At 69.3% G+C, this 21,123-nt stretch carries 17 protein-coding genes; 7 read left to right on the top strand and 10 right to left on the bottom strand.

Going from position 1 to position 21,123, the window contains the following annotated elements:
* Positions 1 to 50: 50 nt before the first annotated feature.
* A complete protein-coding gene (locus LAJ50_RS10240; protein ID WP_138651073.1) occupies positions 51 to 854 on the bottom strand; it encodes a thioesterase family protein in 804 nt (267 codons plus the stop codon).
* 73 nt (positions 855 to 927) lie between these two features.
* On the opposite strand from LAJ50_RS10240, the gene LAJ50_RS10235 reads away from it, so the two are divergent.
* Positions 928 to 1,935 (top strand): helix-turn-helix domain-containing protein, encoded by a 1,008-nt coding sequence (locus LAJ50_RS10235; protein WP_138651074.1) that lies wholly within the window; start codon positions 928 to 930, stop codon positions 1,933 to 1,935.
* 111 nt (positions 1,936 to 2,046) lie between these two features.
* On the opposite strand, the gene guaA is transcribed toward LAJ50_RS10235, so the two are convergent.
* The 3 genes from guaA to folD form a co-directional block, all read right to left on the bottom strand.
* Positions 2,047 to 3,612 (bottom strand): glutamine-hydrolyzing GMP synthase, encoded by a 1,566-nt coding sequence (gene guaA / locus LAJ50_RS10230; protein ID WP_138651075.1) that lies wholly within the window; start codon positions 3,610 to 3,612, stop codon positions 2,047 to 2,049.
* Between the two features lie 100 nt (positions 3,613 to 3,712).
* Entirely contained in the window at positions 3,713 to 5,170 is a 1,458-nt protein-coding gene (gene guaB, locus LAJ50_RS10225; protein WP_130551947.1) for an IMP dehydrogenase, read from the bottom strand.
* Positions 5,171 to 5,328: 158 nt separating this feature from the next.
* A complete protein-coding gene (folD, locus tag LAJ50_RS10220) occupies positions 5,329 to 6,225 on the bottom strand; it encodes a bifunctional methylenetetrahydrofolate dehydrogenase/methenyltetrahydrofolate cyclohydrolase FolD (RefSeq protein WP_138651076.1) in 897 nt (298 codons plus the stop codon).
* Between the two features lie 49 nt (positions 6,226 to 6,274).
* Here folD and LAJ50_RS10215 point away from each other — a divergent pair, with 49 nt between their 5' ends.
* A complete protein-coding gene (locus tag LAJ50_RS10215; protein WP_130522578.1) occupies positions 6,275 to 6,571 on the top strand; it encodes a DUF1244 domain-containing protein in 297 nt (98 codons plus the stop codon).
* Between the two features lie 99 nt (positions 6,572 to 6,670).
* Here LAJ50_RS10215 and LAJ50_RS10210 read toward each other — a convergent pair whose 3' ends face one another.
* Positions 6,671 to 7,552, bottom strand: a complete 882-nt coding sequence (locus LAJ50_RS10210; RefSeq protein WP_138651077.1) for a LytTR family DNA-binding domain-containing protein — start codon at positions 7,550 to 7,552, stop codon at positions 6,671 to 6,673.
* Between the two features lie 184 nt (positions 7,553 to 7,736).
* On the opposite strand from LAJ50_RS10210, the gene LAJ50_RS10205 reads away from it, so the two are divergent.
* Together LAJ50_RS10205 and LAJ50_RS10200 are read left to right on the top strand one after the other, a co-directional pair.
* Positions 7,737 to 9,290, top strand: a complete 1,554-nt coding sequence (locus LAJ50_RS10205) for a glycosyltransferase family 39 protein (protein WP_138651078.1) — start codon at positions 7,737 to 7,739, stop codon at positions 9,288 to 9,290.
* Between the two features lie 114 nt (positions 9,291 to 9,404).
* Positions 9,405 to 10,490 (top strand): DUF1176 domain-containing protein, encoded by a 1,086-nt coding sequence (locus LAJ50_RS10200; RefSeq protein WP_138651079.1) that lies wholly within the window; start codon positions 9,405 to 9,407, stop codon positions 10,488 to 10,490.
* Between the two features lie 189 nt (positions 10,491 to 10,679).
* On the opposite strand, the gene recJ is transcribed toward LAJ50_RS10200, so the two are convergent.
* The 5 genes from recJ to carA all read right to left on the bottom strand — a co-directional run bounded on the left by recJ (position 10,680) and on the right by carA (position 18,466).
* Positions 10,680 to 12,464, bottom strand: a complete 1,785-nt coding sequence (gene recJ, locus LAJ50_RS10195; protein ID WP_138651080.1) for a single-stranded-DNA-specific exonuclease RecJ — start codon at positions 12,462 to 12,464, stop codon at positions 10,680 to 10,682.
* Positions 12,461 to 13,378 carry a phosphoglycerate mutase gene (locus LAJ50_RS10190; RefSeq protein ID WP_138651081.1) on the bottom strand — a complete coding sequence of 306 codons (918 nt, stop codon included), beginning with the start codon at positions 13,376 to 13,378 and terminating at the stop codon, positions 12,461 to 12,463. Before LAJ50_RS10190 ends, recJ begins: the two co-directional genes overlap by 4 nt.
* A gap of 146 nt (positions 13,379 to 13,524) precedes the next feature.
* Entirely contained in the window at positions 13,525 to 14,001 is a 477-nt protein-coding gene (gene greA / locus LAJ50_RS10185; RefSeq protein WP_130518259.1) for a transcription elongation factor GreA, read from the bottom strand.
* Positions 13,998 to 17,240, bottom strand: coding sequence for a carbamoyl-phosphate synthase large subunit (carB, locus tag LAJ50_RS10180; protein ID WP_138651082.1), 3,243 nt, complete (start codon positions 17,238 to 17,240; stop codon positions 13,998 to 14,000). The genes greA and carB overlap by 4 nt, the downstream gene beginning before the upstream one ends.
* A 95-nt stretch (positions 17,241 to 17,335) precedes the next feature.
* Positions 17,336 to 18,466 carry a glutamine-hydrolyzing carbamoyl-phosphate synthase small subunit gene (gene carA, locus LAJ50_RS10175; RefSeq protein ID WP_138651083.1) on the bottom strand — a complete coding sequence of 377 codons (1,131 nt, stop codon included), beginning with the start codon at positions 18,464 to 18,466 and terminating at the stop codon, positions 17,336 to 17,338.
* Positions 18,467 to 18,773: 307 nt separating this feature from the next.
* Between carA and LAJ50_RS10170 the strand changes: the two genes are divergently transcribed.
* Genes LAJ50_RS10170 through LAJ50_RS10160 form a run of 3 tightly spaced genes read left to right on the top strand, consistent with a single transcriptional unit; the run spans position 18,774 to position 21,120 of the window.
* The gene (locus LAJ50_RS10170) at positions 18,774 to 19,514 is read left to right on the top strand and encodes a prolipoprotein diacylglyceryl transferase family protein (protein ID WP_138651084.1); all 741 of its coding nucleotides are present in this window, start codon (positions 18,774 to 18,776) and stop codon (positions 19,512 to 19,514) included.
* Positions 19,499 to 20,932, top strand: a complete 1,434-nt coding sequence (locus LAJ50_RS10165) for a radical SAM protein (protein ID WP_138651085.1) — start codon at positions 19,499 to 19,501, stop codon at positions 20,930 to 20,932. Before LAJ50_RS10170 ends, LAJ50_RS10165 begins: the two co-directional genes overlap by 16 nt.
* Entirely contained in the window at positions 20,929 to 21,120 is a 192-nt protein-coding gene (locus LAJ50_RS10160; protein ID WP_130551958.1) for a hypothetical protein, read from the top strand. Before LAJ50_RS10165 ends, LAJ50_RS10160 begins: the two co-directional genes overlap by 4 nt.
* Positions 21,121 to 21,123 lie beyond the last annotated feature (3 nt).

The raw sequence follows: 21,123 nt of genomic DNA, 5'->3' as shown, positions 1-21,123 counted from the left end.
CCATGCGTGCGGAGCGGATGCCGATGGCCTGCCGTGGATTCCGCGCGCCCTCAGTCCCGCGATACGGCCACGCGCATCTGCTCGGCCGATCCCAGATGCGCCCCTTCCGGCGTCCATGCATCCAGGCGTTCCAGCAGCCAGCCATCCCGCCGGCGGCTGTCGGTGCGCGCGCGCAGCAGTACCCAGGGCGAACTTGCCTGGGCCAGGCCGCTGCCCGGCGTGACCGTGAATGTGACGGTGGGTAGCGCCACGGGCGTGTGGAGCACCGCCGAGTAGGACGGCGCGAGTGCATCCATCAGCACGATCAGCCGGGCGCTATCGGGCGGCAGGTCGTCCTCGACCAGGCGCAGCCAGGCGATGAGTTCGGGCTCGGCGGCACCGCTGAAGGGACGCACCTTTCCCACGGGCCGGATCTCGGTCCGGTGGGCGAACGGCACGAATTCCGTGGGAATCGTGAACACCGGGCACTGCGATGGCGGCGGCGCGGCGGGTCTGGGTGGCGAGATGACAGGTCCGCTCTCCTGGCCTGGATTGGTGAACAGCGCGCTGGCCGAGAGGGCCACGCGCCCGTCCTCGACCGCGCGCGCGTCCAGCCAAGACACCGTCCTGCCGGCGGTAGAGGCCGACACGTCCAAGGTGAAGGGCTTGCGCAGGGCACGCCGGTACTGCGCCGACACCTGCTGCATGACCAGCCCGGGGAGTTGCTTGCACATCGCGGCGGTCAACAGGCTCAGTGCCAGTCCCCCATGGAGGCCGCCGAATCCCCACCACGAAGCGTCCAGCTCCAGCTGCACGCCGGGCGCGCAGGCCTCGTGGATCCGGGCGATGGGCGCATTGGCAGCAAAGGTCGTCATGCACCCAGCCTAGGGCGCGGTCCGCACACCTAGAAGTGGCATGATTGACTTTATTCGGTCCAGAATAGCCAGGATGATTACCCATCTCATCCTGGAAGGCGTCGCGGAAAGTTCATTGGGCGTGGGGATCGACATCGTGGGCGCGGCTGCGCGCCTGGCCGGCCGAGGCCTGGTCGATGTGCCGCACGCGACCCGGCGGTTGAGCCAACGCGTGGTGTCCGTCGACGGCCAACCTGTGCGATCGGGGGCGGGACGCGCCATCGCCGTCGATGGCGCCTTCGACCTGCGCGGCATGGGCGCGTCGGATGTGCTGGTGGTGCCCGGCTGGTTCTCCGCCACCGAGGCCTCGATCGAGCAGTTGCTGTCCAGAGACCAGGCCCAACGTGGAATCCTGGCGCTGGAGCGCGCGGCCGCCCAAGGCGCCCTGCTCTGCGCGTCCTGCTCGGCGACGTTCCTGCTGGCCGGAACGGGCGTCTTGGACGGGCAGCGGGCGACGACGACCTGGTGGCTCGCGGCGGCTTTCGCTCGCCGCTTCCCCGCGGTTTCCCTGGCGGCGGACCGCATGGTGGTCGAGGCGCCAGGCGTGCTCACGGCAGGCTCGGCATTCGCGCACGCCGACCTGATGCTGGCCGTCGTCTCGCGCATCGCCGGCCCCACCTTGGCGCAGTGGGTCGCCCGCTATCTGGTGCTCGATAGCCGGTCCTCGCAGTCCCGCTACATGGTGATGGAACACCTGCGCGTGGCCGATCCGGCGTTCGAGAAGGTCGAGCGCTTCATCATCGACAACCTGGACCGGCAGATCCTGCTGAAGGAGTTGGCCGACGTCGCCGCCGTTTCTCCACGCACGCTCGCCAGGCGCCTGCATGCCGGACTCGGCATGACCCCGAACGAATGGGTGCAGCGGTTGCGCATTTCCTACGCCACACACCTTCTAGAAACCAGCGATCTCCGGGTCGACGACATCGCGGCGCGTGTCGGCTATGCCGATCCGGCGGCATTCCGGCGCGTCTTCCGGCGCTTCTCGGGCGAATCGCCGCGCGGAAGGCGCGTTCACAGCCCGGCCGGCCATCCGGGAACCTGAGTCGACCGGAACGCTGGCGGCACAGCCGCTCGCCTGTTCCCGTTCCGGCCGCCCGTGGCTACATCGCGCTGCTTGTTCGATCGCTGGCGCTGATCTCCAAGAGACCCGCGATCACTCCCACTCGATCGTCGCCGGCGGCTTGCCGGAGATGTCGTAGACCACGCGCGAGACGCCGCGCAGTTCGTTGATGATGCGGTTGCTGACGGTGCCGAGGAAGTCGTACGGCAGGTGCGCCCAGTGCGCGGTCATGAAGTCGATGGTCTCCACTGCGCGTAGCGCGATCACCCATTCGTAGGCGCGGGCGTCGCCGACCACGCCGACCGACTTGACGGGCAGGAACACGGCGAAGGCCTGGCTGGTCCTGTCGTACAGGTCGGCCTTGCGCAGCTCGTCGATGAAGATCGCATCGGCCCTGGCCAGCAGTTCGGCGTACTCGGGCTTGACCTCGCCCAGGATGCGCACGCCCAGGCCGGGGCCGGGGAACGGATGGCGGTAGACCATGGTGCGCGGCAGGCCGAGCTCGACGCCCAGGCGGCGCACCTCGTCCTTGAACAGCTCGCGCAGCGGCTCGACCAGGCCCAGCTTCATGTGCTCGGGCAGGCCGCCGACGTTGTGGTGGCTCTTGATGACGTGGGCCTTGCCGGTCTTGCTGCCGGCCGACTCGATCACGTCCGGGTAGATGGTGCCCTGCGCCAGCCACCTGGCGTTGCTGAGCTTGTTCGACTCCTCGTCGAAGATCTCCACGAACAGGTTGCCGATGATCTTGCGCTTGGCTTCCGGGTCGCTGACGCCGGCCAGCGCCTTGAAGTAGCGGTCGGCCGCGTTGACGCGGATCACCTTGACGCCCATGTGCTCGGCGAACATCGCCATCACCTGGTCGCCTTCCTGCCAGCGCAGCAGGCCGGTATCGACGAACACGCAGGTCAGCTTGTCGCCGATTGCCTTGTGCAGCAGCGCGGCGACCACAGACGAATCCACGCCGCCGGACAGGCCCAGGATCACCTCGTCCTCGCCCACCTGGGCGCGCACGCGGGCGATCTGGTCCTCGATGATGTTGGCCGCGGTCCACAGGGTCTGGCAGCCGCAGATGTCGACCACGAAGCGGCGCAGCAGGGTCTGGCCCTGCAGGGTGTGGGTCACCTCGGGATGGAACTGCACGCCGTACCAGCGCTTGTCCTCGTTGGCCATGGCGGCCACGGGGATGCGGTCGGTGGTGGCGGTGATGGTGAAACCCGGCGGCGCGACGGAGACGTGGTCGCCGTGGCTCATCCAGACATTCAGGCGCGGCGCGCCGCCGTGGTCGCTCAGGCCCTTGAACAGCGCATCGGGGTGGATCACGTTGACTTCGGCATGGCCGAACTCGCGCTGGTCGGCGGCTTCGGTCGCCCCGCCCAGCTGCGCGGCCAGCGTCTGCATGCCGTAGCAGATGCCGAAGATCGGCAGCCCCGAGTCGAACACTTCCTGCGGTGCCGCCGGCGCGCCCGGCAGCGTGGTCGATTCCGGACCACCGGAGAGGATGATGCCCTTGGGCTGGAAGGCGGCGATCTCGGCCGGATCGTGGTCCCAGGCCCAGATCTCGCAGTACACGCCGATCTCGCGGATGCGGCGGGCGATCAGCTGGGTGTACTGCGCGCCGAAATCGAGGATCAGGATCTTGTCGGTGTGGATGTTGGTCATCGGGGCCGGGAATCGGGAACGGGGAATCGGGAATGGGCAAAGCAGTGAAGGCGCTGGTTCATCGATTCCCGACTCCCGATTCCCCATTCCCGGACGGCCATCAGCCTGCGCGGTAGTTCGGCGGTTCCTTGGTGATCTGCACGTCGTGGACGTGGCTCTCGCGCTGGCCGGCGCCGGTGATGTGCACGAACTGCGGCTTGGTGCGCATCTCCTCGATGGTCGCGCAGCCCACGTAGCCCATGGTGGCGCGCAGGCCGCCGACCAGCTGGTGGATGATCGCGCTCAGCGGGCCGCGGTACGGCACGCGGCCCTCGATGCCCTCGGGCACCAGCTTGTCGGCGTCGGAGGCGTCCTGGAAGTAGCGATCCTTGGAACCCTTCTCCATCGCACCCAGCGAGCCCATGCCGCGGTAGCTCTTGTAGCTGCGGCCCTGGAACAGCTCGACCTCGCCCGGGGCTTCCTCGGTGCCGGCGAACAGGCCGCCGGCCATCACCGTGGAAGCGCCAGCGGCCAGCGCCTTGCCGATGTCGCCCGAATAGCGGATGCCGCCGTCGGCGATCAGCGGGATGCGGTCCTGCAGCGCCTCGGCGACCATGTTGACCGCGGTGATCTGCGGCACGCCCACGCCCGCGACCACGCGCGTGGTGCAGATCGAACCCGGGCCCACGCCGACCTTGACCGCGTCGGCGCCGGCGTCCATCAGCGCCAGCGCGGCGTCGCCGGTGACGATGTTGCCGCCGATCACCTGCAGCTGCGGATAGGTCTTCTTGACCCAGGCCACGCGGTCCAGCACGCCCTGCGAGTGGCCGTGCGCGGTGTCGACGATGATCACGTCCACGCCGGCGGCGGCCAGCGCTTCGACGCGCTGTTCGGTGTCGCCGCCGACGCCGACCGCGGCGCCCACCAGCAGGCGGCTGTCGCGGTCCTTGGCGGCGTTGGGGCTGTCGGACTTCTTCTGGATGTCCTTGACGGTGATCAGCCCGCGCAGGGCGAAGGCGTCGTTGACCACCAGGACCTTCTCGATGCGGTGCTTGTGCAGCAGCTCGAGCACTTCCTCGTCGCTGGCGCCCTCGCGCACGGTGACCAGGCGCTCGCGCTTGGTCATGATGTGGCGGACCGGATCGTCGAGCTTCTTCTCGAAGCGCATGTCGCGGCTGGTGACGATGCCCACCAGCTGGTGGCCATCCACCACCGGCACGCCGGAGATGTTGCGCGCGCGGGTGAGCTTGAGCACCTCGGCGATGGTGGTGTCCGGACCGACGGTGAACGGCTCGGTGATCACGCCGGCCTCGAAGGTCTTGACCTTGGCCACTTCGGCGGCCTGGGCCTCTACGGTGAGATTCTTGTGGATGATGCCGATGCCGCCCAGCTGGGCCATGGTCACGGCCAGGCGATGCTCGGTCACCGTGTCCATCGCCGCCGACAGCAGCGGCAGCTTGAGCTTGAGATCGCGGGTCAGGCGCGTTTCCAGGTTCACGTCCTTGGGCAGGACGGTCGAGTGCGCGGGGACCAGGGAAACGTCGTCGTACGTCAGTGCTTCAGCCAGGATGCGGAGCATCGGCTCACCTAACCGGTTCTAGGGAAGCGCGACATTTTAACGTATTTGGGGCGGGGATTGGGGATTCGGGATTGGGGATTGGCCACAACAAAGCGTCCCGCTGCCGGCCAATCTCCGACGTAGAGGCATCGGCCGACACATGCCCTTTGCCGTTGCTTTTAGCCAATCCCGAATCCCGAATCCCCAATCCCCGCCGCATCAGCAGCCTCGATCGTGTTCTGCATCAGCGTGGCCACGGTCATCGGGCCCACGCCGCCGGGCACCGGGGTGATCCAGCTGGCGCGCTGGGCGGCCGCCTCGAAGCCCACATCGCCGGTGAGGCGGCCATCGTCCAGGCGGTTGATGCCCACGTCGATCACCACCGCGCCGGGCTTGACCCACTCGCCCGGGATCAGCTGCGGGCGACCGACCGCGACCACCAGGATGTCGGCGTTGCGCACGCTGGCCTCCAGGACGTCGGCCGGGGTGAACTTGTGGCAGCAGGTCACCGTGCAGCCTGCGATCAGCAGTTCCAGCGCCATCGGCCGGCCCACGTGGTTGGACACGCCGACGATGGTGGCGTTGCGCCCGCGCACCGGCTGGTCGGTGTGGCCCAGCAGGGTGACGATGCCGCGCGGCGTGCACGGGCGCAGGCCGAACTCGCGCAGGGCCAGGTGGCCCACGTTCTCCGGGTGGAAGCCGTCCACGTCCTTGCGCGGGTCGATGCGGTGGATCAACCGGCGCGCGTCGGGGATGCCCGGCAGCGGCAGCTGCACCAGAATGCCGTGGATCTGTGGGTCGGCGTTGAGCTGGTCGATCAGGGCCAGCAGCTGGCCTTCCGTGGTGCCGGCCGGCAGGTCGTAGTCGTGGGCGACGATGCCGACCTTCTCGGCGGCGCGGCGCTTGTTGCGCACGTAGACCGTGCTGGCCGGGTCGCCGCCCACCAGCACGACGGCCAGGCCGGGGGCGCCCTTGCCGGCCGCCACGCGCGCATCGACCCGCTGCTTGAGCTGGTCCAGGAGGTCCTCGGCGATGCGACGGCCGTCGAGGATGCGGGCGGGGGCGGAAGCGGTCATCGAAGGCGCGGTATAGAGTGCAGGCCCCCTATTGTCCCCGATTGGCACCATGACCGACACCACGCACCTCGAGGCCGCCGCCTTCCGACGCCTGCTGCAGCATCTCAACGTCGAACGGCCGGACGTGCAGAACATCGATCTGATGATCCTGGCCGGCTTCTGCCGCAACTGCCTGTCGGACTGGTACCGCGAAGCGGCCGAGGCCGCCGGCACGCCGATGAGCAAGGACCAGGCCCGCGAGGCGGTCTACGGCATGCCCTTCGCCGAGTGGAAGGCCCGGCACCAGCCCGAGGCCACCGCCGAGCAGCTGGCCGCGTTCGAGGCGGCGCGCAAGCGGCACGGCTGAAGCCGGCCGCGGGCGCCCTCGCCTTCCGGAGATGCGCCCCACCCCGGCCGCACCCACAACGAAGCGCGCGCCCCGGCGCCGCGCCGCCGGGGCGCCTGCTCAGGCCTCGCCCACGCCCAGCTTCTCGCGCAGCGCGGCGCGATAGGTACGGCTGCACGGCAGCGTGGTGCCGTCCTTCAGGTGGATGCGGGCCTCGCCCCCGTCGATGGGTTCGATCGAGGCCACCTGGGCCAGGTTGACGATATAGCTGCGCTGGATGCGCGCGAAGCGGTCCGGGTCCAGCCTGGCGGCGATCTCGGTCATGGTGCTGCGCAGCGGGTAGTCGTGGCCGCGCACGCGCAGGTTGACGTAGTTGCCCGCCGCGCGGATCCATTCGACCTCATCGGTGGCGACCAGGAAGTCGCGCCCGAGCTTGCGCACCAGGAAGCGCTCCGGCCGGTCCACCGACTCCAGCGGCTGGCCCTCGTCGGGCGGGGCCAGCAGGCTGGCCTCGCCCTGCAGGCGGCGCATGGCCAGGCGGTAGAGCTCGATCAGCAGGACGCACCAGAAGTAGCCGCGCACGTCCTTGAGGTACTCGTAGAACAGGCCCTTGGGCCAGTCGCCGAAATCGTAGTGGCTCCCCATCCAGCGGTAGGCCAGCATGCGCAGGCCGACCATGCCCGACACGTGCATGACCGAGACCGCCACGCTGAACAGCAGATGCCGCGGCAGCTGCCGGCGCCAGGTGTCCCAGTGGAACGGATAGCGGCGGGTGAACCAGGCGATCGGCCAGACCATCGCCAGCCACATCAGATGGCTCGAGCACTCCCAGACCACCGGCTCCCAGTCGGCGAAATGCAGCCCGACCTTGTGGATGTCCATGACCACGGTGACGCTGCTGAAGATCGCGCCCACCACCGCGTTGAGTCCCCAGAAGCCGATCTCGAACCAGCGCTTCCACGGCAGGAAGCGTTCGTAGGCGGTCGGTGCGGGTGCAGGCATCGGCCAATTCTACGGGCTGCCCGGCCGCGCCGCCCCATCGCGGCGCCAGGCGCTGCACGTGCATGACCGCTTATGTCCCTGCGGGCCCGCGGCTGGTCCCAGACTTGCGTGGAGTGGTCACTTTCGGCTGGTCCGGGCGCGGCACAGCGGGAACACTGCGCGGAATCCCGGCCGACGCTCCGCCATGACCACGTCCCTGTCTGCGCCCTTCTCCGACACCGCCGCCCCGGCCAGCGCACGGAGCGACCGCTCCGGCATGGCCCTGCTGCTCGCCCTGGCGCTCGTGCGCTTCCTCGTCCATCTGTGGCTCAACGGCGCCTACGGCTTCCATCGGGACGAACTGCAGGTGCTGGACGACGCCCGGCATCTGGATTGGGGCTATGTGCCCTACCCGCCGCTGGTGCCATGGCTGGCGCGGCTGGAGCTGGCCGTGTTCGGGACATGGCTCCCCGGCTTCCGCGTGGTCGCCGCGCTGTCCCAGTGCGGCGCCATGGTGCTGGCCGGGATGATCGCCCGGGAGCTCGGCGGCCGGCGCTTCGCCCAGGTCTGCGCCGCGCTCGCCACCGCGTGCATGCCCTTCGGCCTGGTCAACAGCAGCATCCTCATGTACTGCGGTCCTGACCTGCTGTGGGCGGTGGCGGCCGCGTGGCTGGTGCTGCGGCTGGCCAAGGGCGGCGATCTGCGCCTGTGGCTGGCGCTCGGCGCGGTCTTCGGCCTCGGCCTGATGACGCGCTACACCATCGTGTACTGGGCCATCGGCCTGGCCGCGGGCGTGCTGGCCGGACCGATGCGCGCGCAGCTGCGCACGCGCTGGCCCTGGCTGGGGGTGGGCGTGGCGTTCGCGATCTTCCTGCCCAACCTGGTCTGGCAGGTGCGGCACGACTTCATCTATCTGGACTTCGTCGCTCATATCCATGCGCGCGATGTGGCCATCGGCCGCACGGACCTGTTCTTCCCCGAGCAGCTGTACGCCAATGCGAGCCTGCTGACCCTGCCGGTCTGGCTGGCGGGACTGGGGTTCGTGACGCTGGCCGGTTCGATGCGCCGTTACCGCGTGCTGGCCTGGATGTATGCGGTGCCGCTGCTGCTGTTCGCGCTCTCGCGTGGGCGTGGCTACTACATGGCGCCCGGCTACCCCATGCTGCTGGCGGCCGGCTATGTGGCCATCGAGCGCTGGTGCGCCTCCATGCCGGCGGGCCGCGCGCGCGGACTTCGCATCGCGGTGGGTGCGCTGCTGGCGGTCGGCCTGCCGCTGGGCGCGGCGCTGCACCTGCCGATCGCGCCGATCAACTCGCCGCTCTGGCATCTGAACCAGCGCCTGCACGGCGACTACGCCGAGCAGGTGGGCTGGCAGGAGCTCGCCCAGCGCGTGGCCTCGATCTACCACGCCTTGCCCGAGGCCGAGCGGGCCCGCACCGCCATCCTGGCCAACAACTACGGCGAAGCCGGCGCCATGGCGCTGTACGGTCCGGCGCTCGGCCTGCCGCCGGTGATCAGCCGGACCAACTCGGCCTGGTATCGCGGCTATGGCAATCCGCCGCCTGGCGTGATCATCGAACTGGGCAACACTGCCGAGGACCAGCGCGGCAGCGTCGCCAGGTGCACCTCGCACGGCGTCTTCCGCAACCGCGAGGGGGTGGCCAACGAGGAATCGGCGAACGATTACGCGATCTTCGTCTGCCGCGACATCCCACCGATCTGGCCGCAGATCTGGGGCAGCAAGCCTCGCTTCGGTTGAGCGCCACCGACACCCGCGGAGGCTGCCTGAGCTTCCAAGCAAGACGGAGGCCTTGGCGTAGCACGGAGGCCACGGGATCATGGACGCCCTTTCAGGGAGTAGGCAGGGCTGCCCATGCGTTTCTGGTCTTTGACGATCCTCCTGGCGATCGCCGCAGGCACCTTGGCCGCAGAGGTGCCAGGCGGAATCAGCTTCGAGCATCAGGACTGGATGCTTGCCTGCGACAACACCCGCACCTGTCGTGCCGCCGGCTATCAGGCCGACCAGGGCGACCGCCTACCGGTGTCGGTGCTGCTGACGCGCAAGGCCGGCGCCGGCACGCGGGTCGATGCGCAGCTGATGCTGGGACAATACGATGGCGATGCCGACCTGCCGCGCCACCTGCGTCTGCGGATCGACGGCACCGACCTGGGCGCGCTTCCGCTGGACGGTGGCAGCGCCACGCTCTCGGCCTCCCAGACCAGCGCCTTGCTCGCGGCGCTGCGACGCGACAGCGACATCGTCGCCGTGGGCGACAACGGAAAGCGCTGGACGCTGTCCGATCAGGGCGCATCCGCGATCCTGTTGAAGATGGACGAGTTCCAGGGTCGACTGGGCACGCCCGGCGCACTGGTCCGCAAGGGCGATCGCAGCGAAAGCCGTGTGCTGCCGCCCGTGCCGATGCCGACCGTGGTGCTGGCGCCCCTGCCGCCAACGAAGTCCGGCGACATCGCGCTGGCGAAATCGCCGGCCTTGCGCACCGCGCTGCAAGCGGCGTCCGGTGCAGACGACTGCGACGCGCTCAGTCCGGAGCCAAGCCCGATGCTTGGCGACGAACGGCAGGCGCTGCGGGTGACCCGGCTCAACCAGGACAAGCTGCTGGTATCGACGCTTTGCTGGCGCGCGGCCTACAACGAAGGTTTCGGCTACTGGGTGATCCATGATCGCGCGCCCTACGAGCCCACCTTGGTCACCACCCTCGGAACGGACGATGAAGACGGCCGCACGATCCGTTCAGCCCTGAAGGACCGCGGGCTGGGCGATTGCTGGTCGACCGCTTCCTGGGGCTGGAACGGCGACGCATTCGTGAAGACCAGCGAGGCCAGCAACGGCCTGTGCCGACTGGTCGCCGCTGGCGGCGCGTGGGAAATGCCGACCATCGTGACCAACGTCAAACCTCAGCGGGGAACGCTGTCCGAGCGGCTTCGACGTGCTCGATGATCGGTTGAATCGCCGAGACGCCGCGATAGGCGTCCGGCATGCCGATAGGCGATCCACAGGCGTGACGGTGGCGGATCGACGCGCCAGACACCCCAGTGATCGCATCCTCAGGCACATGCGGACCGTGCGCACGAATGGCCGGCGCCAATCGAACGGGGCAACACCGCCGAGGCAGGCGTCCGGCTTGGTTCAGGCCGGAACGCAGTGCTCGACGATCAGCTGGATCGCGTCGCCGCCGCGGTAGTCGTCGGGCGCCAGGCGGTAGGCGATGTGCAGCCGGGGCGCGGGCGGTTCGGGGGTAAGGCCGTTGAAGTGGATGGCGTCCAGCGGCCTGGGACGCTGCGGGCAGCGCAGCACCAGCTTGCGATGGCGCTCACCGATCGGGCGCCAGTCGATCACCTCGAACACACCGTCGAACAGCGGCTCGGCGAAGCCCTGCCCCCAGGGCCCGCCGTCCCGCAGGGCCTCGGCGTGGGCGCGGTCGAACTCGTGCGGCAGCAGTTCGCCGTCGCTGAGCAGTTCGGCCTGCAGCAGCGCGGCGTCCAGCGTGGCGGCGGCATGCGCGCGGAAGGCGGCCTCGAACGCGGGCAGCTGGGCCCGTTCGAGGCTCAGGCCGGCGGCCATCGCGTGACCGCCGAACTTCTGGATCAGTCCCGGCTGCCGGGCATCGACCGCGGCCAGCGCATCGCGGATATGGAAGCCGGGGATCGAGCGCGCCGACCCGCGTAGCGCGTCGCTGCCGGGCTCGGCCGGGGCGAAGGCGATCACCGGGCGATGTACGCGATCCTTCATCTTCGAGGCGACCAGGCCGACCACGCCCGGATGCCAGTCGGCATCGAACAGGCACACCGCGATCGGCACCTCGCCATCGAGTGTGGCGACCTTGGACAGCGCGGCCTCGGCCGCATCGGTCATCTGCTGCTGCACGCCGCGGCGTTCGGCGTTGATCGCGTGCAGCACGCCGGCCATCTCGCGCGCCGGGCCGTCCTCGTCGCACAGCAAACAGGCGATGCCCAGCGCCATGTCCTCCAGCCGGCCGGCGGCGTTCAGACGCGGTGCGACGGCGAAGCCGACATCAGCGGCGCTGAGCGTCTCGGCGCGGCGGCCGCAGACCTCGATCAGCGCCCGCAGGCCGGCGCAGCCCTGCCCCGCCCGCAGCCGGCGCAGGCCGGCGGCGACCAGCGCACGGTTGTTGGCATCCAGAGGCACCAGGTCGGCGATGGTGCCGACGGCGACCAGGTCGAGCAGTGCAGTCAGATCGGGCCGGTTTTTCGGAGGACCGCGGCCATGGAGGTCCGCCGTCTGATGCTCGCGATCAGCGCCTGCCCTCGACTCGCTCGAAGGATGATCGCCATAAAGCCTGCGGCGCAGCGCCAGCAGCACGTAGAACATCACCCCGACCCCGGCCAGTGCCTTGCTCGGGAAGCCGTCGCCGGCCAGGTTGGGATTGACGATGGCGTGCGCGGGCGGCAGCGCGGCGCCGGGCAGATGGTGATCGGTGACCAGCACCTGCCAGCCCAGCGCGCGCGCCTGTGCGATGCCGGCATGGCAGGCGATGCCGTGGTCGACGGTGACCAGCAGGTCCGGTTTGAGCGCGGCCAGTTCGGACACCAGCGAAGGCGATAGTCCGTAGCCGTGGGTCACGCGGTTGGGCACCGCGGGGGTGACGTGGCGCGCGCCGAGCAGGATCAGCCCGCGCACGGCGACCGCGCAGGCGGTGGCGCCATCGCAGTCGAAGTCGCCGACCACGACGATGTGCCGGTCCTGCGCGATGGCCTCGGCCAGCAGCGTCACCGCCGCGTCCATGCCGCTGAGCAGGTGCGGCGGATGCAGCTGCGCCAGGCGCGGGCGCGCGCCTGCCTCGTCGCCGGCGCCGCGCCCGGCGTAGATCCGCTGCAGCAGCGGCGGCACCGCGCTGGACCACGGTCCGCCCTCGACGAGGCTGCGGCGGGTGATGCGGGTGGCCGGCCTCATGCGTCCAGGCGCTTCAAGGCACGGCGCAGCAGGCGCCAGCGCTGCGCGGCGGTCAGCGTGAAGCGCGCCCCGTCCTGGAAATCCAGCACCACGCGCGCCAGCTCGCCGCGGCGCAGTTCGGCCAGCAGTGGCGCCAGCACCTGCTCGGTGAACATCGCCGGCGACTTGAGGTGGCGCAGGTCGACCAGCGCATCGACGCCCTGTTCGATCGCCTCGGCCACGCCTGCCTGGCGTGCCAGCGCCTGCAGCAGTTCGTCACGGCTGCGGACCTGACGGTACGAGGTGCTCACCGTCTGCGGCAGCACGCCCGGGCCCCAGAACCACAGCGCGTTGACCGCCGGCTTGCCCTGGGCGATGCGCTGCGCGTTCCAGGGATGCTGGTGCAGCAGCACCTGGGCCTCGGTGAACAGGGCGCGCCAGCGGCGCCCGGCATCGCCATGCGGCAGATGGCCGAACAGGTCGTCGCCCAGCACCTGCTCGGGCGCGGCGAACTCCGGCAGCGGCGTGTCGCTCAGCAGGCGCAGATACCAGCGCGCCGGCGTCGGCGCGTCCAGCAGGAAACCGGCATCGCCGAACAGCGGCTTGAGCGCCGGCAGCAGTGCATCGACATCGGCCTGTTCCAGGCCCAGCGCAGGCCCGTGCGCCAGCAGCCGTGCGCCGGTCATGTCGGGGGCCAGAAAGGCGGGGTCGGCGCGCAGCCAGCGCGCCTGGGCGGCATCGCCGGCGTCGAGCTGCCGGGTGAGCGCCGCGACCGGCCAGTGATCGGGGACCAGGCGGAAATGGCGGCGCAGCTGGGCGCGCTCGCCCGCCTCGCCCTGGTCGCGGTCGGCACGCGCCAGGGCCTTGCCGGCCGGTTCCGGCAGTTCGCCGGCGAGCTGGGCGCGCGCCGGCAGCAGCAAGGTCGCCGACGCCATGCTAGTGCGACGGACCAGGGCCGAGGCGCGCGTGACGCGGCGCGCGACGATGCCCGGCGTGCTTCAGCGCCCGGCCGAAGCCGTCGCGCGCGATCGCGCCTGCGCACGGCCGGCGATCGATGGCGCGCATCCGCAGGCCCACGCGCTCAGGCGCCGTAGGAGACGCTGACGATCTCGTACTCGTGCTCGCCCGCGGGCGCCTGGATGGTGACGCTGTCGCCTTCGTTCTTGCCGATCAGCGCGCGTGCGATCGGCGAGGAAATGGCGATCAGCGACTGCTTGATGTCCGCCTCCAGGTCGCCGACGATCTGGTACTTCTTCTCCTCGTCGGTGTCGACGTCGGCCAGCACCACGGTGGCGCCGAACACCACGCGCGTCCCGGCGTTGAGCGCGGCCACGTCGATCACCTCGGCGGTGGACAGCTCGCTCTCCAGCTGGTTGATGCGGCCTTCGATGAAGCCCTGCTGCTCGCGGGCGGCGTGGTACTCGGCGTTCTCCTTCAGGTCGCCATGCGCACGCGCCTCGGCGATGGCGGCGATCACTTCCGGACGCTTGACCGACTTGAGGTGGTCGAGCTCGTCACGCAGGCGCTGGGCGCCCTGCTTGGTGATGGGGGCTCTCATGCTTGCAACTCCTTGTGCAGCTCCTGCAGCGCCAGCACGGGGCCGGTGCCGCGGAACTCCAGCGAATTCACCAGCGCGCGCGCGCCGGCGATGGTGGTCGAATAAGTGACGCGCTGCTGCAGCGCCTCACGACGGATGGAGAACGAGTCGGAAATCGCGCGGCGGCCTTCGGTCGTGTTGACGATGTAGACGATCTCGCCATTCTTGATCAGGTCCACGATGTGCGGGCGGCCGTCGGTCACCTTGTTGACCTGCGCGCATTCGAAGCCGTGCTCGCGCAGCCATTGTGCCGTACCGACCGTGGCCACCAGCGTGAACCCACGCTCGACCAGCGCCTGCGCCACCGGCAGCACGCGCTGCTTGTCGGGGTCGCGCACCGAGACGAAGGCCTTGCCCGGCTGCGGGGCCTTGATGCCGCCGGCCTCCTGCGCGCGCGCCATCGCCGCGCCGAAGCTGCGGCCCACGCCCATCACCTCGCCGGTCGAACGCATCTCCGGCCCCAGGATCGGATCGACGCCCTGGAACTTGGCGAACGGGAAGATCGCCTCCTTCACCGAGTAGTAGTCCGGCACGACTTCCACCGTGGCGCCCTGCTCGGCCAGCGTCTTGCCGGCCATGCAGCGCGCGGCGATCTTGGCCAGCGCCACGCCGGTGGCCTTGGACACGAACGGCACCGTGCGCGAGGCGCGCGGATTGACTTCCAGCAGGTAGACCACGTCCTGGCCGTCGTCGCCGGTCTGGATGGCGAACTGGGTGTTCATCAGGCCCACCACGTTCAGGGCCTTGGCCAGCTCCACCACCTGGCGGCGCAGCTCGGCCTGGGTCTGGGCGGAGAGCGAGTACGGCGGCAGCGAGCACGAGGAGTCGCCCGAGTGCACGCCGGCCTCCTCGATGTGCTCCATCACGCCGCCGATCAGGACCTGGCCGTCCTTGTCGGCGATGATGTCCACGTCGCACTCGACCGCGTTGTCCAGGAAGCGGTCCAGCAGCACCGGCGAATCGTTGGACACCTTGACCGCATCGCGCACATAGCGCGCCAGGTCCGACTCGCCATAGACGATCTCCATGGCGCGGCCGCCGAGCACGTAGCTCGGGCGCACCACCAGCGGATAGCCGATCTCGCGCGCCAGCAGCAGCGCTTCCTGGTCGTTGCGGGCGATGCGGTTGGGCGGCTGCTTCAGGCCGAGCTTGTCGACCAGCTGCTGGAAACGCTCGCGGTCTTCGGCCAGGTCGATCGAATCGGGCGAGGTGCCGATCACCGGCACGCCGTTGGCTTCCAGCGCACGCGCCAGCTTCAGCGGGGTCTGGCCGCCGTACTGGACGATCACGCCCTTGGGCTGCTCCAGCTCGACGATGGCCAGCACGTCTTCCAGCGTCAGCGGCTCGAAGTACAGGCGATCGGAGGTGTCGTAGTCGGTCGAGACGGTCTCCGGGTTGCAGTTGACCATGATGGTCTCGAACCCGTCCTCGCGCAGCGCCAGCGCCGCGTGCACGCAGCAGTAGTCGAACTCGATGCCCTGGCCGATGCGGTTGGGGCCGCCGCCCAGGATCATGATCTTGTCGCGCTGGGTCGGCTGCGCCTCGCACTCGTCCTCGTAGGTCGAGTACAGGTAGGCGGTGCTGGTGGCGAATTCGGCCGCGCACGAGTCCACGCGCTTGTAGACCGGCTTGACGCCCAGCGCCTTGCGCAGCACGCGCACGGCGCCCTCGTCGGTGCCGGCCAGCTGGGCCAGGCGCGCATCGGAGAAACCGGTGCGCTTGAGCTTGCGCATGCGCGCCTTGTCCAGCGAGCCCAGGCCTTCGGCGGCCACACGCTGTTCCTCGGCGATGATCTCCTCGATCTGGTCCAGGAACCACGGATCGATGAAGGACAGCGCGTAGATGTCGTCCACGCTCATGCCGGCGCGGAACGCATCGCCGACGTAGAACAGGCGCTCGGGGCCCGGCGCCTTCAGCTCGCGGCGCAGCGTGGCCAGGTCGTCCTCGCTGGTCAGGTCCAGGCCGGTGGGGTCGAAGCCGACCTTGCCGGTCTCCAGGCCGCGCAGCGCCTTCTGCACCGATTCCTGGAAGGTGCGGCCCATGGCCATCACCTCGCCCACCGACTTCATCTGCGTGGTCAGCCGCGCATCGGCCTGCGGGAACTTCTCGAAGGCGAAGCGCGGGATCTTGGTGACCACGTAGTCGATCGAGGGCTCGAACGAGGCCGGGGTCAGGCCGCCGGTGATCTCGTTCTTCAGCTCGTCCAGCGTGTAGCCCACCGCCAGCTTGGCGGCGACCTTGGCGATCGGGAAGCCGGTGGCCTTGGAGGCCAGCGCCGAGGAGCGCGACACGCGCGGGTTCATCTCGATCACCACCACCCGGCCGGTGGTCGGGCTGATGCCGAACTGCACGTTCGAACCGCCGGTGTCCACGCCGATCTTGCGCAGCACCGCGATGGAGGCATCGCGCAGGCGCTGGTATTCCTTGTCGGTCAGGGTCTGGGCCGGGGCGACGGTGATCGAGTCGCCGGTGTGCACGCCCATCGGGTCCAGGTTCTCGATCGAGCAGACGATGATGCAGTTGTCCGCGGTGTCGCGGACCACTTCCATCTCGAACTCCTTCCAGCCCAGCACCGACTCTTCCACCAGCACTTCGTGCACCGGCGAGAGTTCCAGGCCGCGCTTGATGATCTCCTCGAACTCTTCCTTGTTGTAGGCGATGCCACCACCACTGCCACCCAGGGTGAAGGACGGGCGGATGATGGTCGGGTAGCCGACCTTGGCCTGGATCTCGACGGCCTGCTCGAAGCTGCGCGCCACCTCGGCCTTGGGGCATTCCAGGCCGATCTCGCCCATGGCCACGCGGAACAGCTCGCGGTCCTCGGCCATGCGGATCGCATCGCGCTTGGCGCCGATCAGCTCGACGCCGTACTTCTCCAGCACGCCCTGGTCGGCCAGGTCCAGCGCGCAGTTGAGCGCGGTCTGGCCACCCATGGTCGGCAGCAGCGCGTCTGGGCGCTCCTTGGCGATGATCTTCTCGACCGTCTGCCAGTTGATCGGCTCGATGTAGACCGCGTCGGCCATCTCCGGGTCGGTCATGATCGTGGCCGGGTTGGAGTTGACCAGCACCACGCGGTAGCCCTCGTCGCGCAGCGCCTTGCAGGCCTGTGCGCCGGAGTAGTCGAACTCGCAGGCCTGGCCGATGACGATCGGGCCGGCGCCGATGATGAGGATGGTCTTGAGGTCGGTGCGCTTTGGCATTTCGCTACTCGTGTTGGCGTCGCGCAGGCGGCGGCGACGCTGGAATCGGAAGGCATGGCCGCGACCATGCCGACAAGGCGGTCAGGTGCGCGGACTCAGCCGCGCGCCTGGGTTTCCATCAGCTCGACGAACCGGTCGAACAGCGGCGAGACGTCGTGCGGGCCGGGCGAGGCTTCCGGGTGGCCCTGGAAGGAGAACGCCGGCGCATCGGTCAGCGCGATGCCCTGGTTGGTGCCGTCGAACAACGAGCGATGGGTCACGCGCACATTGGCCGGCACGCTGGCCTCGTCGACCGCGAAGCCGTGGTTCTGCGAGGTGATCATCACCCGGCCCGAGTCCAGGTCGATGACCGGATGGTTGGCGCCGTGGTGGCCGTGCCCCATCTTCACCGTCTTCGCCCCGGCGGCCAGCGCCAGCAGCTGGTGGCCCAGGCAGATGCCGAAGGTCGGCACCTTCTTTGCGACGAATTCCTTGATCGCTTCGATGGCGTAGTCGCACGGCTCCGGATCGCCCGGGCCGTTGGACAGGAACACGCCATCCGGATTGAGCGCCAGCACCTGGGCCGCTGGCGTCTGCGCCGGCACCACGGTCACCTCGCAGCCGCGTTCGACCAGCATGCGCAGGATGTTGAGCTTCACGCCGTAGTCGTAGGCCACGACCTTGAACTTGGCGGCGGCCTGGACCGGCTTGCCGGTGTCGAGGTCCAGCTGGCCATCGGTCCATGCGTAGGTCTTGTCGGTGGACACCACCTTGGCCAGGTCCATGCCCTTGAGGCCCGGGAACTTGCGCGCGGCTTCCAGCGCCTGCTCGACATCGATCTGCCCGGCCATCAGCGCGCCGTTCTGCGCGCCCTTCTCGCGCAGGATGCGCGTGAGCTTGCGGGTGTCGATGCCGGCGATGGCGACCACGCCGCGCGCGGCCAGCCAGTCCTGCAGCGAGACCTGGCTGCGCCAGTTGCTGGGACGGCGCGGCACGTCGCGCACGATCAGGCCGGCCGACCAGACCTTGGCGGCCTCGTCGTCCTGGTCGGTGCAGCCGGTGTTGCCGATATGGGGATAGGTCAGCGTGACGAGCTGACGGGCGTAGGACGGATCGGTGACGATCTCCTGATAGCCGGTCATGGCGGTGTTGAACACCACTTCGCCGACGGACAGGCCGTTCGCGCCGACCGATTCACCCTCGAATACGGTGCCGTCTTCGAGGACCAGGATTGCGGGTTGGGTCACTGCAGGTTCGCCTTGGGGATGGGAGGAACCCTGCGCCCACGTCCAACTTGCGGCTGCAAGAAACCGCGGACGCGGCGCTTCTCCGGTCCGAGGCGATGTGGGTTAACAGGCGAGTGCGAATTGTACGGACCCGGCGCCCCCCGCGCCAGCCGCTTTTTCCCACCCGCCTCCAGGCCTGACGAAATTCGCTCAACGTTGCGGCAGGGCGGGCAGCCCCCTCGCCTGCCCCGCAAGGCCGCGGGAGGTGGCGTGATTCGCGCGGCGATCGGGAGCTCGGCACGCCGCGCCGACGGCTACACTGGCCTTGATGACGCTGAACGCCTACTGGCTTCACACCCTCATGGAGGCGGCCGCCTATTCGGTGGGCTTCCAGCTCTATCTGCGCGAGCGCCGCCGCCTGCCCTACCCCGGGCAGACCGACCGGGTCCAGGCGCTGCTGCTGGTCGCCGGCACCGTGCTGGGCGCGGCCGTCGGCAGCAAGATCGCCTACTGGCTCTACGATCCTGCCTACGCCTTCGCCGACTTCCCCTCGTTCCGTCGCCTGCTGGAGGGCAAGTCCATCATCGGTGGGCTGCTGGGTGGCTGGGCCGGCGTCGAGCTCGCCAAGCGCCTGGCGGGGATCCGCGGCTCGACCGGCGATGCCTTCGTCCTGCCGCTGACGGTGGGCATGATCATCGGGCGCATCGGCTGTTTCCTGGGCGGGCTGGCGGACCATACCTACGGCAATCCCACCACCCTGCCCTGGGGTGTGGACTTCGGCGATGGCATCGCGCGCCACCCGACCCAGCTCTACGAGATCGCCTTCGTCGCGCTGTGGGGCGGGCTGTTGACCCGCTATGGCAACCGCCTGCCGCGTTCGGGCGATCGCTTCAAGCTGTTCCTGGTCGGCTACCTGCTCTACCGGCTGGCCGTCGAGTCGATCCGGCCGATCCCGCTGTACTACTTCGGCCTGCTGTCCGGCCTGCAGCTGCTGTGCGTCCTGGGCGTGGCCTACCATGTGCGCGACCTTCCACGCATCGCATGGACCCCTGCATGGCGGCAAAAGTAAGGCCCTACCTGTTCTACGACACCGCGGTGTCGGTGTGCTCGACCTGCCTGCGGCGGGTGGAGGCGACCATCCTGTTCAAGGACGGCGGCGTCTACCTGGAGAAGTGGTGCCCGCAGCATGGCCGCGAGCGCGTGCTGATGGCCGACGACATCGCGTATTACCGCCTGTGCCGCGAGCGCTTCATCAAGCCACCCGAATTGCCGCAGCGCTTCAACACCGAGCGCCGCTGGGGCTGCCCCTACGACTGCGGGCTGTGCCCGGAACACATGCAGCACAGCTGCCTGACCCTGATCGAGGTCACCGATCACTGCAACCTGCGCTGCCCGATCTGCTACGCCGATTCTGGCCCGCATCGCCCCGGCTTTCGCGACCTGGCCACGATCGAGCGCATGCTCGATGCGGTGGTCGCCAACGAGGGCGAACCGGACGTGGTGCAGATCTCCGGCGGCGAGCCGACCCTGCACCCGCAGTTCTTCGAGATCCTCGATGCGGCCAAGGCCCGTCCGATCCGTCACCTGATGGTCAACACCAACGGGCTGCGGATCGCGAAGGACCCGGCGTTCGTCGAGCGCCTGGCCGGCTACATGCCCGGCTTCGAGCTGTACCTGCAGTTCGATTCCTTGCGCGACGAGGTCCACCAGGAGCTGCGCGGCGCGCGCCTGGCGGAGGTCCGGCGCCGGGCGCTGGAGGCGCTCAATCGGCTCGGCATCTCGACCACGCTGGTGGTCACGGTCAAGAAGGGACTCAACGACGGCGAGCTGGGCGAGATCATCGACTTCGCCCGCCGCCAGCCCTGCGTGCGCGGGGTCACCTTCCAGCCGATCCAGCACGCAGGCCGTACCCAGGGCTATGACCCGGCGCGCGACCGTTTGACGCTGACCGAGGTGCGCCGCGGCATCCTCGAGCAGAGCACGCTGTTCCGGCCCGAGGACCTGATCCCGGTTCCCTGCCATCCCGATGCGCTGGCGATGGCGTACGCGCTGAAGCTGGAGGACCGCGTGGTGCCACTGACCGGCCTGATCCCGCCGGAGGTGCTGATCGAGGGCGGCCGCAACAGCATCGTGGTGGAGAAGGACGACCAGCTGCGCGAGGCCGTGTTCAAGCTGTTCGCCACCAACCATTCGCCGCAGTCGCAGGCCTGCTCACTGTCCGACCTGCTGTGCTGTCTGCCGCAGGTGCAGGCCCCCCAGGGGCTGGACTACCGCAACGTCTTCCGCGTGCTGATCATGGCCTTCATCGACGCCGAGGGCTTCGACCTGCGCTCGGTGAAGAAGAGTTGCGTCCATATCGCCCAGCCCGATGGCACGATCGTGCCGTTCGACACCTTCAACCTGTTCTACCGTGACGACCGGCGTCAGCAGCTGCAAGCGCTGCGCGCCTGGGTCGACGGCACCCCGCTCAAGGACGCAACGGCATGAACACCGCGGACCAAGACGACACCTCCCCCTCGCAGGCACGACCGCCTGAACTTCCGCCCGTACCCGAGCCGCAGCGCGGCGGGCTGCCGATCTGGGCCAAGGTCATCATCGGCATCCTGGCCACGATCGGCGGCCTGACGATCCTGCTGGCGGCGGCGTGCTTCGGCATGATCGCGATGAGCAACTGAGCG

Origin of the sequence: Pseudoxanthomonas sp. X-1, assembly GCF_020042665.1 — a bacterium.
In the GTDB taxonomy this organism is placed as follows: Bacteria; Pseudomonadota; Gammaproteobacteria; order Xanthomonadales; family Xanthomonadaceae; genus Pseudoxanthomonas_A; species Pseudoxanthomonas_A spadix_A.
This window is presented reverse-complemented; position numbering and strand designations above follow the sequence as displayed.

Bases quoted from the DNA above. Each gene is read 5' to 3' on its own strand.
- recJ (WP_138651080.1), bottom strand. From the start codon at position 12,464: ATGAGGCCGGCCACCCGCATCACCCGCCGCAGCCTCGTCGAGGGCGGA.
- LAJ50_RS10160 (WP_130551958.1), top strand. From the start codon at position 20,929: ATGAACACCGCGGACCAAGACGACACCTCCCCCTCGCAGGCACGACCG.
- LAJ50_RS10215 (WP_130522578.1), top strand. From the start codon at position 6,275: ATGACCGACACCACGCACCTCGAGGCCGCCGCCTTCCGACGCCTGCTG.
- LAJ50_RS10235 (WP_138651074.1), top strand. From the start codon at position 928: ATGATTACCCATCTCATCCTGGAAGGCGTCGCGGAAAGTTCATTGGGC.
- LAJ50_RS10165 (WP_138651085.1), top strand. From the start codon at position 19,499: ATGGCGGCAAAAGTAAGGCCCTACCTGTTCTACGACACCGCGGTGTCG.
- LAJ50_RS10205 (WP_138651078.1), top strand. From the start codon at position 7,737: ATGACCACGTCCCTGTCTGCGCCCTTCTCCGACACCGCCGCCCCGGCC.
- guaA (WP_138651075.1), bottom strand. From the start codon at position 3,612: ATGACCAACATCCACACCGACAAGATCCTGATCCTCGATTTCGGCGCG.
- LAJ50_RS10210 (WP_138651077.1), bottom strand. From the start codon at position 7,552: ATGCCTGCACCCGCACCGACCGCCTACGAACGCTTCCTGCCGTGGAAG.
- folD (WP_138651076.1), bottom strand. From the start codon at position 6,225: ATGACCGCTTCCGCCCCCGCCCGCATCCTCGACGGCCGTCGCATCGCC.
- LAJ50_RS10170 (WP_138651084.1), top strand. From the start codon at position 18,774: ATGACGCTGAACGCCTACTGGCTTCACACCCTCATGGAGGCGGCCGCC.
- LAJ50_RS10190 (WP_138651081.1), bottom strand. From the start codon at position 13,378: ATGGCGTCGGCGACCTTGCTGCTGCCGGCGCGCGCCCAGCTCGCCGGC.
- carB (WP_138651082.1), bottom strand. From the start codon at position 17,240: ATGCCAAAGCGCACCGACCTCAAGACCATCCTCATCATCGGCGCCGGC.
- greA (WP_130518259.1), bottom strand. From the start codon at position 14,001: ATGAGAGCCCCCATCACCAAGCAGGGCGCCCAGCGCCTGCGTGACGAG.
- guaB (WP_130551947.1), bottom strand. From the start codon at position 5,170: ATGCTCCGCATCCTGGCTGAAGCACTGACGTACGACGACGTTTCCCTG.
- LAJ50_RS10200 (WP_138651079.1), top strand. From the start codon at position 9,405: ATGCGTTTCTGGTCTTTGACGATCCTCCTGGCGATCGCCGCAGGCACC.
- LAJ50_RS10240 (WP_138651073.1), bottom strand. From the start codon at position 854: ATGACGACCTTTGCTGCCAATGCGCCCATCGCCCGGATCCACGAGGCC.